Raw genomic sequence first — 17,739 nt, 5'->3', positions numbered from 1 at the left:
AGGACATCGCGCATGAAGCATCGTTTTGCCGCCGGCACCCTCGGCACCCTGGCCATCGCCCTGTTACTCGCCTACGCGCCCATGGCGCAAGCGGTCCAGCCCACTGCCAACACCGTGGCCGTCAGTGCGCCGCAAGCCAAGCAGCGATTGCAGGTCGTGGCCGATCAGTACTACGATGCGCTGGCCCGTTTCGAGCCGATCAATGCGACCGAGAGCGGCGACAACCGTTTTGACGACCAGCTTGGTTCAGCCATCGTGCCTGCCGCGCGCGCAAAACAGTTCGCCCTGTACCGCCAGTACCAGAAGATCCTGCGCAGCATTGCCCGCGCGCAGCTGTCGCACCAGGACCAGATCAACTACGATATCCTTGACTATGAACTGGCGACGGCGCTGAGCTTCGAGCGCTTCCCCGAATACCTGCTGCCACTGAACCAGATGGACAGCATGCCTGTCACTCTGGCTAATTATGCGGGTGGCGAGGCATCGCAACCGCTGACCACGGTCAAGCAGTACGACGCCTACCTGAGTCGTATCAGCCAGCTGCCGGGCTGGATAGACCAGGCCATCGCCAATATGAAAGTCGGCATGCAAAAGGGCATCGTGCTGCCGAAAGCGCTGACGGAGTCGGCCCTGCCGCAATTCAGGAAACTCGTCAGCGCCACGCCGCAAGACAGCGTTTATTACACGCCCATCAAGAACTTGCCGGCCAGCTTTTCCGACGCGGACAAGGCGCGCCTGACGCAAACCTACACCGTCATCATCGAGGCCAAGCTGATGCCCGCCCTGCAGCGCCTGGCCACCTTCATGGAACGCGATTACCTACCAGCCGGCCGCAGCAGCAGCGGCTGGAGCGCCCTGCCCGATGGCGCGGCCTGGTACCAGGCGCGCGTGGCCAGCAGCACCACCACGGACTTGAAGCCGGAGCAAATCCACGCCATCGGCTTGAAGGAAGTGGCGCGCATCCAGGAACAATACGCGATCGTCGGTCCGAAGATGGGCTACAACGGCCCGGCCGCCGGCTTGCCCGTATGGGTCTCGGAACAAGCGAAATACCGCCCGTTCAAGACGGAACAGGAAGTGCTCGACGTCTACCGCAAGCTGAACGTGCTATTGGACAGCAAATTACCTGCCCTGTTCACCCTGGTGCCGAAGGCGCCGCTGGACTTGCGCCTGGAACCTGAACTGAGCCGCGACACGGCCGCCGACCACTACACGGCGCCGGCGGCTGACGGTTCGCGCCCGGGCGTGTTCTGGTCCGTCGTCACCGATCCGAAACTGTATGGCGACACGGGCATGACCACCTTGTTCTTGCACGAAGGCAAGCCTGGCCACCATTTCCACCTGGCACTGGTGCAAGAGATGGACTTGCCGAATTTCCGCCGTTTCGGCGGCAATAATGCCTTCACGGAAGGCTGGGCACTGTACGCGGAAACGCTGGGCAAGGAAATGGGCCTGTTCGAGGATCCGGCCCAGTACTTCGGCCACTTGAACGACGAGATGCTGCGCGCCGTGCGCCTGGTGGTCGATACGGGACTGCACACCAAGGGCTGGACGCGCGAGCAGACGATCAAGTACATGCGCGACACCCTCGGCTATGACGCCGTGGCGAAAAGCGAAACGGAACGCTACATGGCCTGGCCAGGCCAGGCGCTGGGCTACAAGATCGGTTCGCTGAAGATCGTCGAACTGCGCCAGCGCGCGCAACAGGCGCTGGGCGACAAGTTCAGCTTGCCGAAATTCCATGAAGTCGTGCTCAGCGACGGTACCCTGCCCCTGAAACTGCTGGAAGCCAAGGTCGACCGGTGGATCGCGCAGCAACAGTAAACGCAGCGCCTGAAGGCAAAACGGCAGCACCTCGATGGCGCTGCCGTTTTTTTTCGCCGGTAGCGTTTTCAGCTACACCAGCAGCGCCGCACTCATCGACCGCACTTCTTCGGCCGATTCGGCCAGGATGCTTTGCAGGGTTTCGTTATCGATAATGAAATCGATGACGGAATCGGAGGGCGTGAGCATTTCCACATACGTCACTTGTAACGGCGATGGCACGGGTGATAGTTGCTTGGCCAACAATAAGGTGTCGAGCAGGGAGTCGGGCGGGATCGATAGCAAGCCATCGCGCAAGCCTTCGATGGCTACACTCACCACCAGCGGGATCAGCAGCTTTTTCATGACTTCGCGGGAAATGATTTCTTCGGCAGACTCCATCCAGTGATCCGCATCGTCGTCGAGCAGGCCGGGAAATTCATCCGCACGCGACAACAAATAAAAACCGCCCACCTCATGCACGATACCCGCGAACAGTGCCGTGTCGGCATCGACGTGGGTCACGCGACGGGCAAGCACATGCGCCAGCGCCGCCACGTGCGCCGTGTGCTCCCACAGCTGTGTCGCCTTCTGGCGCAGGATGGGGTCGATGATCTTGCTGCCGAACTGGCGCACCACCATGGCAGCCACCAGCGCATACAGATTGCGGTAGCCCATGCGCATGACGGCGGCGCGCACGCTGGTCACGGGCGCCGCATCGCCGCGGCTATATACGGCGGAGTTGGCCAACGCGACCGTGCGCGCCGCCAGCAAGGGTTCGGCCAATACCAGTTTGATCGCATGGTCGATATGACAGTCCGGTTCGGCCAAAGCCAATTGCAATTGCAGTGCGGAATTAACACTCGTGGGGAAAATTAATTCTCCGCGCACTGCCTGCGAAACAATTAAACCGAAAGCCTGTAGTTTATTCATCATACGATCAATCCGCCTCAGATAATTTTCTAGCCAATAACTTCATACATCAGAAATTGCATGTCAAACCTGGCCTTTAGAAAACAGATGGCATGCCATTCTCTTGCAAGGAAGTATCTGGCAATGCCAGCGCATGCAATAGCGATTCATCACCGATGACAAACAATTTCGGCTGCTGTAATACCTGCAGCAGAAATGGCTGGCCTTCACGCAGACGCCGGCGATAATCGGCCAGCGTATATAAATTGGGATTGATTTTACGCCGCAAGGTTCGCTCGGCCGGGGCCAATCCCGTCAACAGATCGCCATAATTGGCTTCTTCACCCACCAGCAGCAGATCGATGGCGCTGCCAGGCATATCCTGTCCCTTCGCCGTGGCACCGGACACGAATGCCAGGTGCAGCTGGGCACGCAAGGGCGCCAGGGTCGCGCTGAGCACGCCGACGATGCCGAAGGTTTTCTGCACCAGTCCGCTCAACTCAGGATACACGAGGCTTTCCTTGTTAGGCCAGAAGCGCCGCACATTGCCGATCCGCTCCGAGGTAATCAGGCCGGACTCATGCAGGCGCCGCAGTTCCCGCTGCGCCGACGCGCTGCCCAGCCCCGTCAAACGCATGATCTCGTTCAAATGAAAGCCTTCATTCACGCGGACAAAGAGCAACCCCAGCAGTTTCTGCTGGGCTGGAGTAAACAGGGCTTGGGCAATCATGCGCCAAATCTTAGCATGAATGAACTGAAAACTGGCGTGCCTTGGGGCAATAGTGCGTGACAGCACAACAACGCAGCGATACGTCGTCACAAGCAGTTAGGCGAACACATGCGCAGCGACGGAGCGATGACATGACAGCAGGCAGCCGGCAACCCACCATCACTGTGAGCGCTCACTTCAAATTCCTACGCGCGACGGGCAGATGTCCCGGTCCGCCACATCTGCCAGTCTTGCGCCAACGGCATCACCGGGGTTTTGGCCTGTCAACTCAAGCATTCCCGATGCAACGCTAACTCGGCCGTATTTATACGGCAACCAGGATAAATGGAGGCGTATCGATTTAACTGTTAATCCCGGCCATGAATAACAATAAGACTAGGCAGGACTCTCAATGCATCGTGCGCCTTCCATTTATCCATACTACCAATACAAAAATAACAGGCGTGAATAAGCAATAGCCGAAAATAGCGTTCTTTTTAATGCAGTGCATAATTCCTTTTGTAATGGGAATACTGCTGAATATACATGGGCCACCGTGATTTTCCGCGTTCCACGTTATTCTGTCCGCATGTGTTGAAGAAGCGCGCAGGCATAAAAAAACGGCACCCGAAGGTGCCGTTCTTGTCAGCTGGCAGCGTAGATTACGCTTCGTCGCCGTGGTGTTGCTGGGCTTCGATATCCTGCAGCGCTTCGGCAGCTTCGCCGGCCATCGAGGCTTTCTCGGCCAGCAGCAGTGCTTGACGCTCTTCCACTTCCCACGCTTCTTTTTCTTTGCGTGCGCGGTGGAAGGCCAGACCCGTACCGCCAGGAATCAGGCGGCCGACGATGACGTTCTCTTTCAGGCCGCGCAGACCATCGCGCTTGCCCATGATCGCCGCTTCGGTCAGCACGCGGGTGGTTTCCTGGAACGATGCGGCCGAGATGAACGAATCGGTCGACAACGACGCCTTGGTAATACCCAGCAGAACGTTTTCGTAGGTTGCAGGAATTTTGTTTCCGGCTTCCATCAGGTCGTTCTGATCCAGCAGTTCCGAACGCTCTACCTGCTCGCCAACGATGTAGTTGGTGTCGCCGGCATTGACGATCTGAACACGGCGCAGCATCTGACGCACGATTACTTCGATGTGCTTGTCATTGATCTTCACGCCTTGCAGACGGTACACGTCTTGCACTTCGTCAACGATGTAACGTGCCAGCGCTTCGATACCCAGCAGACGCAGGATGTCTTGCGGATCGGCCGGGCCGTCCACGATCATCTCGCCCTTGTTCACGACTTGGCCGTCATGCACCAGCACTTGTTTGTCCTTGGTAATCAGGAACTCATGCTTGTTGCCGTCCATGTCCGTGATTTCCAGACGCTGCTTGCCCTTGGTTTCTTTACCGAACGCAACCGTACCCGTGACTTCCGCCAGCATACCGGCATCTTTCGGCGAGCGCGCTTCGAACAGTTCCGCAACGCGTGGCAGACCACCGGTAATATCGCGCGTTTTTTGCGATTCGGTAGGAATACGTGCCAGCACTTCACCAACCGATACCTGTTGGCCGTCTTTCACCATGATCAGCGCGCCGACCTGGAAGCCGATCGCCACCGAGTGTTCGGTGCCGGCGATCTTGACTTCTTCATTCGCGTCGTTGATCAGCTTGACTTGCGGACGCAGGGTCTTGGTCAGCGAACCGCGACGTTTCGCATCGATCGCCACCAGGGTGGACAGACCGGTCACTTCGTCGACCTGACGGGCTACGGTAACGCCTTCTTCGACGTTCTCGAAACGCACTTGACCGGCGTATTCGGTAATGATCGGACGGGTCAGCGGATCCCACGTTGCCAGGGCCGTACCGGCCTTGATGACCATGCCATCCTTGACGATCAGGGTCGCGCCGTACGGTACTTTATGACGCTCACGCTCACGGCCATGGTCGTCGGTGATCAGCACTTCGCCGGAACGGGAAATGACGATCTGCGAGCCCTTGCCGTTGGTCACGTAACGCATGGTTGCCGTGAAGCGGATGGTACCGTTCGACTTGGCTTCCACCGACGATGCCACTGCTGCACGCGATGCCGCACCACCAATGTGGAACGTACGCATGGTCAGCTGGGTACCAGGTTCACCAATCGACTGCGCTGCCACCACACCGACGGCTTCGCCGGCGTTGACCAGCATGCCGCGGCCCAGGTCGCGGCCATAGCACTTGGCGCACAGGCCGAAGCGCGTGTCGCAAGTCAGTGGCGTACGCACCTTGACTTCATCAATGGACAGACGCTCGATCTCTTCGACCATGTCTTCGTCCAGCAGCGAGCCGGCTTCGTACAGCGTTTCCTGGGTTTCAGGATTGACGACATCGTGCACGGTAACGCGGCCGAGGATACGGTCGCGCAGCGCTTCGATGACTTCACCACCTTCGACCAGCGCCTTCATCAGCGCGCCGTTCATGGTGCCGCAATCGTCCTCGATGACGACCAGATCTTGCGTCACGTCGACCAGACGACGCGTCAGGTAACCGGAGTTAGCCGTTTTCAGCGCCGTATCGGCCAGACCTTTACGGGCACCGTGGGTCGAAATGAAGTACTGCAAAACGTTCAGACCTTCGCGGAAGTTCGCGGTAATCGGCGTTTCGATAATCGAGCCATCCGGTTTCGCCATCAGACCACGCATACCGGCCAACTGACGAATCTGGGCTGCGGAACCGCGCGCGCCGGAGTCGGCCATCATGTAAATGGCGTTGAACGATTCTTGCGTCGACTTGGTGCCGTCGCGGCGGATCACGTCTTCGACTTTGAGCTGGTCCATCATGGCCTTGCCGACTTCATCCGAGGTTTTGCCCCAGATATCGACTACCTTGTTGTAACGCTCGCCGGCGGTCACGAGACCCGAGGCGTATTGCTGTTCGATCTGCTTGACTTCTTGTTCGGCGGCCGCGATCAGCGTAACTTTTTGCGGCGGTACCAGCATGTCGTCGACGCAGATCGAGATACCGGCGCGTGTCGCCAGGCGGAAACCCGATTGCATCAGTTTGTCTGCAAACACCACGGTGGCGCGCAGGCCGCACTTGCGGAACGACGTGTTGATCAGCTTGGAAATTTCTTTCTTTTTCAGCGCGCGGTTCAGGACGGAGAACGGCAAGCCTTTAGGCAGAATTTCCGACAGGATCGCACGGCCGATCGTCGTTTCGTAACGCGTTACCGTTTTCTCGAATTCGCCCGTTTCGGCGTTTTTCGGGTATTCGGTAATACGCACGGTAACGCGGGTCGTCAGTTCGACTTCCTTGTTGTCGTAGGCGCGGATCACTTCCGACACGTCAGGGAACATCATCCCTTCGTTCTTCGCATTGATCGCTTCGCGGGTCGCGTAGTACAGACCCAGCACGATATCCTGCGACGGCACGATCGACGGTTCGCCGTTCGACGGGAACAGGATGTTGTTCGATGCCAGCATCAGGGTGCGTGCTTCCATCTGCGCTTCGATCGACAGAGGAACGTGGACCGCCATTTGGTCACCGTCAAAGTCGGCATTGAATGCCGCGCAGACGAGTGGGTGCAACTGGATGGCCTTGCCTTCAATCAGGACTGGCTCGAACGCCTGGATACCCAGACGGTGCAGCGTCGGTGCGCGGTTCAACATGATCGGATGTTCACGGATCACGTCTTCCAGGATGTCCCACACGACCGGCTCTTGAATCTCGACCAGCTTTTTCGCTGCCTTGATCGTGGTCGCCAGACCCATCAGTTCCAGTTTATTGAAAATGAATGGTTTGAACAGTTCCAGCGCCATCAGTTTCGGCAAGCCGCACTGATGCAGTTTCAATTGCGGGCCCACGACGATGACCGAACGACCGGAGTAATCGACGCGTTTGCCCAGCAAGTTTTGACGGAAACGGCCGCCCTTGCCCTTGATCATCTCGGCCAAGGACTTCAGCGGACGCTTGTTGGCGCCGGTCATCGCTTTGCCGCGACGGCCATTGTCCAGCAGCGAATCGACTGCTTCTTGCAGCATGCGCTTTTCGTTGCGCGTGATGATCTCTGGAGCGCGCAGCTCCATCAGGCGTTTCAGACGGTTGTTACGGTTGATGACGCGGCGATACAGATCGTTCAGATCCGAGGTCGCGAAACGGCCACCATCGAGCGGTACCAGCGGACGCAGTTCCGGCGGCAGCACTGGCAGCACTTCCATGATCATCCAGTCAGGCTTGATGCCCGAACGTTGAAACGCTTCCAGCACTTTCAGGCGCTTCGCGTATTTCTTGATCTTGGCTTCGGATTTCGATTCCTTCAGTTCCACGCGCAGGGTTTCGGCATCGCGGTGGATGTCGATCGAGCGCAGCAGTTCACGGATACCTTCGGCGCCCATGAAGGCGGTGAAGTCGTCGCCGTACTCTTCGTACTTGGCGGCGTAGTCGTCTTCCGACATGATCTGGCACTTCTTCAGCGGGGTCATGCCTGGATCGGTCACGACATATGCTTCAAAGTACAGCACGCGTTCGATGTCCCGCAGGGTCATGTCCAGGACCATGCCCAGACGCGACGGCAGCGATTTCAGGAACCAGATGTGCGCGGTCGGCGAGGCCAGCTCGATGTGACCCATGCGCTCACGGCGCACCTTGGCCAGCGTGACTTCGACGCCGCACTTTTCGCAGATCACGCCGCGGTGTTTCAGGCGCTTGTACTTGCCGCACAGGCATTCGTAATCCTTGATCGGGCCAAAGATCTTGGCGCAGAACAGGCCATCGCGCTCAGGCTTGAAGGTACGGTAGTTGATGGTTTCCGGCTTCTTGACTTCGCCGTAGGACCACGAACGGATTTTCTCAGGCGAAGCGAGACCGATCTTGATTGCATCGAAGGTCTCGTTGGTCTGTACTTGCTTGAATAGATCGAGCAGTGCTTTCATGTATCACTCCAGAGGTGATTAAATTTCTATATTCCTGAGACTACATTGCCCGGCGTGGTTTCCCAGCCGGGCTTTGTGTTTCCCAAACCAAATGACAGGTGGCTGTCTTTTAGTTGCGTTCGAGGTCGATATCGATACCCAGCGAACGGATTTCCTTGACCAGCACGTTGAACGATTCAGGCATGCCGGCGTCGATCACGTGGTCGCCCTTGACCAGGTTCTCGTACACTTTGGTACGGCCATTCACGTCATCGGACTTGACGGTCAACATCTCTTGCAAGACATACGACGCGCCATACGCTTCCAGTGCCCAGACTTCCATCTCACCGAAACGCTGACCACCGAACTGGGCTTTACCACCCAGCGGCTGCTGCGTTACCAACGAGTAAGGACCGGTCGAACGCGCATGCATCTTGTCATCCACCAAGTGATGCAGTTTCAGCATGTGCATGACGCCGACAGTAACCTTGCGCTCGAACGCTTCACCGGTGCGACCGTCATACATGGTCACCTGGTTTTTCGAAGCGGTCATGCCCAGGTTCTTGGCGATGTCATCCGGATACGCCAGGTCCAGCATGCGGCGGATCTCTTCTTCGTTCGCGCCGTCAAACACTGGCGTGGCGAATGGCACACCTTTTTTCAGGTTTTCGGCCAGTTTCATGATCTCTTCATCATCAAACTTGTCCAGATCTTCCGCGCGGCCATTGTCGTTGTAGATCGTCGTCAAGTACTTGCGCATTTGCTCGACCTTGGTTTGCGCCTTCAGCATTTCGCCGATGCGGATACCCAGACCCTTGGCAGCCCAGCCCAAGTGAGTCTCGAGAATCTGACCAACGTTCATCCGCGAAGGAACGCCCAGCGGGTTCAGCACAACGTCGGCTGGCGTGCCATCGGCCATGTATGGCATGTCTTCCACAGGAACAATACGGGAAACCACACCCTTGTTACCGTGGCGACCGGCCATCTTGTCGCCCGACTGCAGGCGGCGTTTCACGGCCAGGTACACCTTGACCATTTTTTGCACGCCTGGTTGCAGCTCATCGCCTTGCGTCAGTTTCTTGCGCTTCTCTTCGAAGGCCAGATCGAACTGGTGACGCTTCTCGTTGATCGATTCCTTGATCGCTTCCAGCGCTACCGCTGCATCGTCGTCCGCAGGGCGGATGTCGAACCAGTGGTATTTGTCCAGATCGGCCAGGTAATCCTTGGTGATCTTGGCGCCTTTGGCCAGCTTTTTAGGGCCACCGTTGACAACTTTGCCGATCAGCATTTTTTCCAGACGCTGGAAGGCATCGCCTTCAACGATACGCATCTGGTCGTTCAAATCCAGACGGAAGCGTTTCAGTTCGTCATCGATAATTTGCTGGGCACGCTTGTCGCGCACGATGCCTTCACGGGTGAAGACTTGCACGTCGATCACGGTGCCGATCATGCCCGAAGGCACGCGCAGCGAGGTATCTTTCACGTCCGAAGCTTTTTCGCCGAAAATTGCGCGCAGCAGCTTCTCTTCCGGGGTCAGCTGGGTTTCGCCTTTAGGCGTCACTTTGCCGACCAGGGTATCGCCGGCTTGTACTTCAGCGCCGATGTAGACGATACCGGACTCATCCAGACGAGCCAGCTGATTTTCAGCCAGGTTCGAGATGTCGCGCGTAATTTCTTCCGCGCCCAGTTTCGTGTCACGGGCGACTACCGACAACTCTTCGATGTGAATCGAGGTGTAGCGGTCGTCCTTGACGACGTTTTCCGAGATCAGGATCGAATCTTCGAAGTTCAGACCATTCCATGGCATGAAAGCCACGGTCATGTTCTGGCCCAGTGCCAATTCACCCAGGTCGGTCGATGCGCCATCGGCGATCACGTCGCGCTTGGCAACACGGTCGCCCACTTGCACGATAGGACGCTGGTTGATGTTGGTGTTCTGGTTCGAACGGGTGTACTTGATCAGGTTGTAGATATCGACGCCCACTTCACCAGCGGTAGCTTCGTCATCGTTAACACGAATCACGACACGGCCCGCATCGATGTAATCGACGATACCGCCACGCAAGGCTTGCACGGTGGTGCCCGAGTCGACCGCAACGGTGCGTTCGATACCGGTACCGACCAGCGCTTTTTCCGGACGCAAGCAAGGCACAGCCTGGCGTTGCATGTTGGCGCCCATCAATGCACGGTTTGCATCATCGTGTTCGAGGAACGGAATCAGCGAGGCAGCGACGGAAACGATCTGGCCCGGCGCCACGTCCATGTACTGGATGCGCTCCGGGGAAACCAGGATGGTTTCGCCAGCTTCACGGGCCGACACCAGTTCATCGGACAAAGTACCTTCGTCGCTGATGGTCGCATTCGCCTGAGCGATGATGTAGCGGCCTTCTTCGATGGCGGACAAGTAGTCGATCTGGTCGGTGATCTTGGAGCCTTCGACCTTGCGGTACGGGGTTTCCAGGAAGCCGTATTCATTCAGGCGGGCATACAAAGCCAGCGAGTTGATCAGACCAATGTTCGGACCTTCCGGTGTCTCGATCGGGCAGACGCGGCCGTAGTGGGTCGGATGCACGTCGCGCACTTCAAAGCCGGCGCGTTCGCGTGTCAGACCGCCGGGTCCCAGAGCCGATACGCGGCGCTTGTGGGTAATTTCCGACAGAGGATTGGTTTGGTCCATGAACTGCGACAGCTGGGACGAACCGAAGAACTCGCGAATCGCAGCCGAAATCGGCTTCGAGTTGATCAGATCGTGCGGCATCAGGTTATCCGCTTCGGCTTGGCCGAGGCGTTCCTTGACGGCGCGCTCAACACGCACCAGGCCGGCGCGGAATTGATTCTCGGCCAGTTCGCCCACGCAACGTACGCGGCGGTTACCCAGGTGATCGATATCGTCGACTTCGCCGCGACCATTGCGCAGTTCCACCAGGATCTTGATCACGGCCAGCACGTCTTCGTTCGACAGGGTCATGGCGCCGGTCAGTTCATCGCGGCCAATGCGGCGATTGAACTTCATGCGGCCCACGGCCGACAGGTCGTAGCGGTCCGAGTTGTAGAACAGGCCATTGAACAGCGCTTCAACGGAATCTTCCGTTGGCGGTTCGCCTGGACGCATCATGCGGTAGATCGCCACTTTCGCAGCCATCTGGTCGGCGGTGTCGTCGATACGCAGAGTTTGCGAGATGTAGGCGCCTTGATCCAGGTCGTTGGTGTACAAGGTCTGGATTTCGGAAATGTTGGCATCGCGCAAGCGACCCAGCAAGTCTTCCGTCAGCTCATCGTTCGCAGAGGCGACGACTTCACCGGTGTCGCCATCGACGATGTTCTTCGCCAATACGCGGCCCAGCAGGTAGTCTTCCGGTACGGAAATGTGCTTGATGCCGGCAGCTTCGATATCACGCACGTGCTTGGCGTTGATACGCTTGTCTTTCAAGACCAGGGTCTTGCCCGACTTGTCGACGATGTCAAAGCGCGCCACTTCGCCGCGCAGACGTTCGGCGACGAATTCCATTTCCGCGCCTTCGGAGCGCAGGTTGAAATTGTCGAAGACAAAGAAATTGGCCAGAATTTGCTCATGCGACATGCCGATCGCTTTGAGCAGGATCGTCACTGGCATCTTGCGGCGGCGGTCGACGCGGAAGAACAGGATGTCTTTCGGGTCGAACTCGAAGTCCAGCCACGAACCGCGGTAAGGAATGATACGCGCGGAGAACAGCAGTTTACCGGACGAGTGAGTCTTGCCGCGGTCGTGCTCGAAGAACACGCCAGGCGAACGGTGCAGCTGGGAAACGATAACCCGCTCCGTGCCGTTGATCACGAACGAACCGGTGGTCGTCATGAGCGGCAATTCGCCCATGTAGACTTCCTGTTCTTTCATTTCCTTGACGACAGGCTTGGTTGGCGATTCCTTGTCCAGGATCACCAGGCGCACTTTCGCGCGCAGCGGCGACGCGAACGTCAGGCCACGTTGTTGACATTCTTTGACGTCAAAGGCAGGATCGCCCAGAACGTACGACAAGAATTCGAGACGCGCAAAACCATTGTGCGAAACGATAGGGAAAATCGAAGTGAAAGCCGACTGCAGGCCATCATTCTTGCGGCCGGACGGTGCTATGTCCTCTTGCAAGAAGCTATGATAAGACTCGAGCTGGGTCGCCAGCAGGAACGGAACGTGGTGAACGTTGGCGCGCTTCGCGAATGATTTGCGAATGCGTTTCTTCTCAGTAAATGAGTAGTGCATGGACACTCCGTGAGTGACAGAAAGGATAGAAAATTCAGGTTTTGCAAGTGTTCGTTTGCACCGCTGCGTGTGACACAGACGAAACCTCAAGGCTCTGCTTTCCGGCTTGAATCGAATAAAAACTGCTGCTACAAGTACATGACAAATACGATGCAGACGACAAAGGAGCCAAAGTCGGATTCCCCCCCTTGCGAGGGGAAACCTCAGACTTTGACTCGGGCGCTAACTGCCGCCGGTACAGATATTACTTGATCGAAGCGGTTGCGCCGGCTTCTACCAGTTTCTTCTGTGCTGCTTCAGCGTCAGCTTTCGACACTGCTTCTTTCACAGTTTTTGGTGCGCCATCGACCAGGTCTTTAGCTTCTTTCAAGCCCAGGCCGGTGATTTCGCGAACTGCTTTAATGACGCCAACTTTGTTTGCGCCGAAGCTGTCCAGGATGACGTTGAATTCGGTTTGCTCTTCAGCAGCTGCTGCTGGGCCTGCTGCAGGACCGGCCGAAGCCATTGCTGCTGCGGACACGCCGAATTTTTCTTCGAATGCTTTAACCAGGTCGTTCAGGTCCATTACGGACATGGCGCTAACTGCTTCCAGGATATCGTCTTTGCTAATTGCCATTTTGAAACTCCTAAATTTATTACGTTAGTTACATCAGATTGGTACTGAGAGAAAAAAGCGCGCGCAATTAAGCGGCTGCTGGGGCTTCTTCTGCTGCTGCTTCTGCAGGAGCTTCGGCGCCTTCGCCTTTTTTCGCTGCCAGGGCAGCCAGACCACGTGCAAAGCCCGAAACCGGAGCCAGCATAACGCCCAACAACTGCGCAATGAGGACTTCACGGCTAGGAATGCTCGCCAACGCGGTGACAGCAGCTGTATCCAGCGGCTTGCCTGCGTAGTTACCTGCTTTGATGACCAGTTTGTCGTTGGTTTTAGCGAAGTCAGCGATGACTTTAGCTGCTGCAACGGCATCGGCCGAGATCGAGTAGATCAACGGGCCGGTCATGGCATCTGCCAGGCTGGCGAATGCGGTACCTTCAACGGAGCGACGAGCCAGAGTGTTTTTCAACACACGCAGGTACACGCCTTGGGCACGCGCTTTAGCACGCAGTTGCGTCAAGTGACCAACCTGGATGCCACGATATTCGGCCACGACGATCGTTTGCGCATTTGCTACTTGTGCGGAAACTTCGGCGACGACGGCCTTTTTGTCATTCAGATTGAGACTCACGGTCAACCTCCTTAAATGATGTTCGGCAATCACAACCGAGTGGTTGAGCGCCTTGCATCGGTTCGAACACGGCGTCCGAAGTCAAGAAGTACTAAACTGAGCGGATGGATTCACGCAGCATGAGGACTACAAAACTTGTTCGGGTACACCATCTGCGTTGGGCACTTGCCGTTACCGGCAAGCCTATTAACCTTCTGCATGTGCGATCACAGTCGGCCCAACGGTCTTTGATTGTCTGCCTGCCTGGTGTGAACACCGGGCAGACAGCCCAAAGATGCGCCCGCAGCGCCCGAAGGCGCCACAGGACTTGATTCTTTACTTAAGCTGCCAGGCTAGCCTGATCAACACGGACGCCAGCGCCCATGGTCGACGACAGCGAAACTTTGCGCAGGTACACGCCTTTGCTCGATGCTGGCTTGGCTTTGTTCAGTGCGTCGATCAGTGCGACCAGATTCGATTTCAGATCTGCGTCAGCGAACGATTTACGGCCGATGGTAGCGTGGATGATACCGGATTTGTCGGTACGGTACTGAACTTGACCAGCTTTCGCGTTTTTCACGGCGGTAGCGACGTCAGCAGTAACAGTGCCAACTTTCGGGTTAGGCATCAGGCCGCGTGGGCCCAGGATCTGCCCCAGGGTACCAACGATACGCATGGTATCTGGCGAAGCGATAACGATATCGAAAGGCATGTTACCGGCTTTGATCGATTCAGCCAGGTCTTCCATACCAACGATGTCGGCGCCAGCTGCTTTAGCAGCTTCTGCTTTTTCGCCCGACGCGAATACTGCCACGCGTACGGTTTTGCCGGTACCAGCTGGCAGCACGACAGAGCCGCGCACCACTTGGTCGGATTTCTTAGGATCAACACCCAGTTGTACCGATACGTCGATCGATTCATTGAACTTGGCCGTTGCGCACTCTTTGATCAGAGCGACAGCGTTGTCGAAAGCGTACACTTTGGTACGGTCGACTTTGGCTTTCAAAGCCTTGATACGTTTGGATAACTTAGCCATTATACAACACCTTCCACCGTGATACCAATCGAACGAGCGGAACCAGCGATGGTGCGTACAGCAGCATCCATGTCGGCAGCGGTCAGATCAGGGGTTTTCAATTTAGCGATTTCTTCAGCTTGTGCGCGGGTCAGCGTACCGACTTTGTCGGTATGTGGCTTCGGCGAACCTTTGGTGATCGCAGCAGCTTTTTTGATCAGGTAGGTTGCTGGAGGCGTCTTCATCACGAACGTGAAGGACTTGTCCGCAAACGCGGTGATCACGACTGGAATCGGCATGCCTGGCTCCAGACCTTGGGTCTGTGCATTGAAGGCTTTGCAGAATTCCATGATGTTCAGACCACGTTGACCCAGAGCTGGACCGATTGGTGGGGATGGGTTTGCTTTACCAGCTGGCACTTGCAGCTTGATAAAACCAATGATTTTCTTTGCCATGATGGCTCCTATCTTGGATTGAGTAGTAGCGCCCCGCCGATCCTACCCTGGCGGGGCTCCTCTGACCGGATTTCGCTGAGACTACCGCGGCGCTCCTGGTGGCGCTGATACAACTTAAACTTTTTCGACCTGGCCGAATTCGAGTTCCACCGGAGTAGCGCGACCGAAAATGGTGACCGAGACGCGCACTTTGGATTTCTCGTAATTGACTTCTTCGACATTGCCGTTGAAATCGGTGAACGGACCATCCTTGATGCGTACCTGCTCGCCCACCTCGTACAAGGTTTTTGGACGGGGCTTCTCGACACCCTCTTGCATCTGCTTCATGATGCCGTCGATTTCGCGCGCGGAGATCGGCGTCGGCTTGTTCGACTTGCCACCAATAAAGCCGGTAACCTTGCTGGTATTCTTCACCAAGTGCCAGCTCTCGTCCGTCATTTCCATTTCAACCAGCACATAGCCAGGATAGAAACGACGTTCGGTGACGGACTTCACACCATTCTTGACTTCGACTACTTCTTCGATCGGCACCAGGATCTGGCCGAACTGGTCTTGCATGCCCGCACGCTCGATGCGCTCGGTCAGTGCGCGCATGACGCTTTTTTCCATGCCGGAATAAGCATGCACGACATACCAGCGCTTGCTGCTCACTGGCACGCTCAGCGCTGCACCAGTGTCCGCTACCGGAGCGTCGCCCGGAACGGACTCGTCCGCCGCTTCATCATGCACATTTTCGCTCATTATTTTTTCCAACCCAGAATTACGTCATACAACAAAAACTCGAGCAATTTATCCGTGCCCCACAGGAAAATCGCCATGACCAGCACAAAAGCAAACACGATCGCAGTAATCTGCGTGGCTTCTTTGCGGGTAGGCCAAACGACTTTCTTGGTTTCGCGCACAGCTTCTTTGGCGAAATTGAGAAATTCACGGCCGGTCGTCGAGACATACAAGAGCGCAACAGCAATAACCAAACCAGCCACAAGCGCGCTTGCACGCACCAGAGCTGGTTGGCCTGCCAGGTAATAAAACCCGACTACTCCTGCAATCGCAGCTACTATTGCCAGCGCGACTTTTATCTTGTCACTCGACGTGCTAACGGTTTGCACGGATTGATTTGACATTTTTCTACTTTCGGTGCCCTGCACCTTGACGGTGGCAGGGACGGAGGGCATCGAACCCCCAACCTTCGGTTTTGGAGACCGACGCTCTGCCAATTGAGCTACGTCCCTACGTAAAACTTTCGAGGAGTGCTATTCTACCACCCAGGACGCCCCGGGTGGAAGCATAACATTTCCTTATGCGAGGATTTTTGCAACCACGCCGGCGCCGACGGTACGACCGCCTTCACGGATAGCGAAGCGCAGGCCTTCTTCCATCGCGATCGGGTTGATCAGCTTGACGGTGATCGACACGTTATCGCCTGGCATGACCATTTCTTTGTCTGCTGGCAACTCGATCGAACCAGTCACGTCCGTCGTGCGGAAGTAGAACTGTGGACGATAGTTGTTGAAGAATGGCGTATGACGGCCGCCTTCGTCTTTCGACAGAACATAGATCTCGCCGGTGAAGTGGGCGTGTGGCTTGATCGAGCCTGGTTTTGCCAGAACTTGACCACGTTGCACGTCTTCACGCTTGGTGCCGCGCAGCAGCAGACCAACGTTGTCGCCTGCTTGACCTTGGTCCAGCAGCTTGCGGAACATTTCCACGCCGGTGCAAGTCGTTTTGACGGTATCGATGATACCAACGATTTCGATCTCTTCGCCGACTTTAACAATGCCGCGCTCGATACGACCGGTCACAACGGTACCGCGACCCGAGATCGAGAACACGTCTTCCACTGGCATCAGGAAGGCACCATCAACAGCGCGCTCTGGCGTTGGGATGTACGAATCGAGGGCATCGGCCAGACGCAACACTGCATCCACGCCCATTTCGCCTTCTTTGCCTTCCAGCGCCATACGTGCCGAACCTTTGATGATAGGCACGTCGTCGCCAGGGAACTCATACTTCGACAACAGCTCGCGCACTTCCATTTCGACCAGTTCCAGCAGCTCTGCGTCGTCAACCAGGTCGCACTTGTTCAGGAACACGATGATGTATGGAACGCCAACTTGGCGGGCCAGCAGGATGTGTTCGCGGGTCTGTGGCATTGGGCCGTCAGCTGCGGAGCACACCAGGATCGCGCCGTCCATCTGGGCAGCACCGGTAATCATGTTTTTGATGTAATCGGCGTGGCCTGGGCAGTCAACGTGCGCGTAGTGACGCGCTGCCGTTTCGTACTCGACGTGAGCGGTGTTAATCGTGATACCGCGCGCTTTTTCTTCTGGTGCTGCATCGATCTGGTCGTATGCTTTAGCTTCGCCGCCGAATTTCTTCGACAGAACCGTTGCGATTGCAGCGGTCAGCGTGGTTTTACCGTGGTCGACGTGGCCGATGGTGCCGACGTTGACGTGCGGCTTGGTCCGTTCGAATTTACCTTTTGCCATTTTGAACTCCTAATGATTTGATTAGATTGCTCAG

The 17,739-nt window shown here is 56.6% G+C and carries 12 protein-coding genes and 1 tRNA gene; 1 reads left to right on the top strand and 12 read right to left on the bottom strand.

Going from position 1 to position 17,739, the window contains the following annotated elements; translation table 11 throughout:
- The first annotated feature begins 12 nt into the window (after positions 1-12).
- On the top strand, positions 13-1,824 hold the full coding sequence (locus ACQ4W0_RS08820; RefSeq protein WP_436576412.1) for a DUF885 domain-containing protein: 1,812 nt from the start codon (positions 13-15) through the stop codon (positions 1,822-1,824).
- A 72-nt stretch (positions 1,825-1,896) separates the two neighbouring features.
- Here ACQ4W0_RS08820 and ACQ4W0_RS08815 read toward each other — a convergent pair whose 3' ends face one another.
- From ACQ4W0_RS08815 to tuf, 12 genes are all read right to left on the bottom strand, one after another.
- Positions 1,897-2,736, bottom strand: a complete 840-nt coding sequence (locus ACQ4W0_RS08815) for an HDOD domain-containing protein (protein WP_436576638.1) — start codon at positions 2,734-2,736, stop codon at positions 1,897-1,899.
- A 76-nt stretch (positions 2,737-2,812) separates the two neighbouring features.
- Positions 2,813-3,445 carry an ArsR family transcriptional regulator gene (locus ACQ4W0_RS08810; protein WP_436576411.1) on the bottom strand — a complete coding sequence of 211 codons (633 nt, stop codon included), beginning with the start codon at positions 3,443-3,445 and terminating at the stop codon, positions 2,813-2,815.
- A 641-nt stretch (positions 3,446-4,086) separates the two neighbouring features.
- Entirely contained in the window at positions 4,087-8,328 is a 4,242-nt protein-coding gene (gene rpoC, locus ACQ4W0_RS08805; RefSeq protein WP_436576410.1) for a DNA-directed RNA polymerase subunit beta', read from the bottom strand.
- 109 nt (positions 8,329-8,437) lie between these two features.
- Entirely contained in the window at positions 8,438-12,544 is a 4,107-nt protein-coding gene (gene rpoB, locus ACQ4W0_RS08800; protein WP_436576409.1) for a DNA-directed RNA polymerase subunit beta, read from the bottom strand.
- A 244-nt stretch (positions 12,545-12,788) separates the two neighbouring features.
- Positions 12,789-13,160, bottom strand: a complete 372-nt coding sequence (rplL, locus tag ACQ4W0_RS08795) for a 50S ribosomal protein L7/L12 (protein WP_010394320.1) — start codon at positions 13,158-13,160, stop codon at positions 12,789-12,791.
- A 67-nt stretch (positions 13,161-13,227) separates the two neighbouring features.
- Positions 13,228-13,767 (bottom strand): 50S ribosomal protein L10, encoded by a 540-nt coding sequence (gene rplJ, locus ACQ4W0_RS08790; RefSeq protein ID WP_141171436.1) that lies wholly within the window; start codon positions 13,765-13,767, stop codon positions 13,228-13,230.
- A gap of 319 nt (positions 13,768-14,086) precedes the next feature.
- The gene (rplA, locus tag ACQ4W0_RS08785; protein ID WP_426074938.1) at positions 14,087-14,782 is read right to left on the bottom strand and encodes a 50S ribosomal protein L1; all 696 of its coding nucleotides are present in this window, start codon (positions 14,780-14,782) and stop codon (positions 14,087-14,089) included.
- Entirely contained in the window at positions 14,782-15,216 is a 435-nt protein-coding gene (rplK, locus tag ACQ4W0_RS08780) for a 50S ribosomal protein L11 (protein WP_034753131.1), read from the bottom strand. The genes rplA and rplK overlap by 1 nt, the downstream gene beginning before the upstream one ends.
- 114 nt (positions 15,217-15,330) lie before the next feature.
- A complete protein-coding gene (gene nusG / locus ACQ4W0_RS08775) occupies positions 15,331-15,957 on the bottom strand; it encodes a transcription termination/antitermination protein NusG (RefSeq protein WP_034753130.1) in 627 nt (208 codons plus the stop codon).
- Complete coding sequence (secE, locus tag ACQ4W0_RS08770) at positions 15,957-16,340, bottom strand: preprotein translocase subunit SecE (protein ID WP_010394308.1); 384 nt, start codon at positions 16,338-16,340, stop codon at positions 15,957-15,959. Before secE ends, nusG begins: the two co-directional genes overlap by 1 nt.
- Positions 16,341-16,372: 32 nt before the next feature.
- Positions 16,373-16,448 (bottom strand) — tRNA-Trp (locus ACQ4W0_RS08765).
- A 66-nt stretch (positions 16,449-16,514) separates the two neighbouring features.
- Entirely contained in the window at positions 16,515-17,705 is a 1,191-nt protein-coding gene (gene tuf / locus ACQ4W0_RS08760; RefSeq protein ID WP_096233366.1) for an elongation factor Tu, read from the bottom strand.
- Positions 17,706-17,739: the final 34 nt, after the last annotated feature.

This window comes from Janthinobacterium breve (assembly GCF_051380895.1).
GTDB lineage: Bacteria > Pseudomonadota > Gammaproteobacteria > Burkholderiales > Burkholderiaceae_D > Janthinobacterium.
The sequence above is the reverse complement of the archived record's forward strand: the minus strand, read 5'-3'. Positions and strand labels throughout refer to the sequence as shown.

Coding starts and splice junctions, on each gene's coding strand:
- ACQ4W0_RS08820 (WP_436576412.1), top strand. CDS start 13: ATGAAGCATCGTTTTGCCGCCGGCACCCTCGGCACCCTGGCCATCGCC.
- ACQ4W0_RS08815 (WP_436576638.1), bottom strand. CDS start 2,736: ATGAATAAACTACAGGCTTTCGGTTTAATTGTTTCGCAGGCAGTGCGC.
- ACQ4W0_RS08810 (WP_436576411.1), bottom strand. CDS start 3,445: ATGATTGCCCAAGCCCTGTTTACTCCAGCCCAGCAGAAACTGCTGGGG.
- rpoC (WP_436576410.1), bottom strand. CDS start 8,328: ATGAAAGCACTGCTCGATCTATTCAAGCAAGTACAGACCAACGAGACC.
- rpoB (WP_436576409.1), bottom strand. CDS start 12,544: ATGCACTACTCATTTACTGAGAAGAAACGCATTCGCAAATCATTCGCG.
- rplL (WP_010394320.1), bottom strand. CDS start 13,160: ATGGCAATTAGCAAAGACGATATCCTGGAAGCAGTTAGCGCCATGTCC.
- rplA (WP_426074938.1), bottom strand. CDS start 14,782: ATGGCTAAGTTATCCAAACGTATCAAGGCTTTGAAAGCCAAAGTCGAC.
- rplK (WP_034753131.1), bottom strand. CDS start 15,216: ATGGCAAAGAAAATCATTGGTTTTATCAAGCTGCAAGTGCCAGCTGGT.
- nusG (WP_034753130.1), bottom strand. CDS start 15,957: ATGAGCGAAAATGTGCATGATGAAGCGGCGGACGAGTCCGTTCCGGGC.
- secE (WP_010394308.1), bottom strand. CDS start 16,340: ATGTCAAATCAATCCGTGCAAACCGTTAGCACGTCGAGTGACAAGATA.
- tuf (WP_096233366.1), bottom strand. CDS start 17,705: ATGGCAAAAGGTAAATTCGAACGGACCAAGCCGCACGTCAACGTCGGC.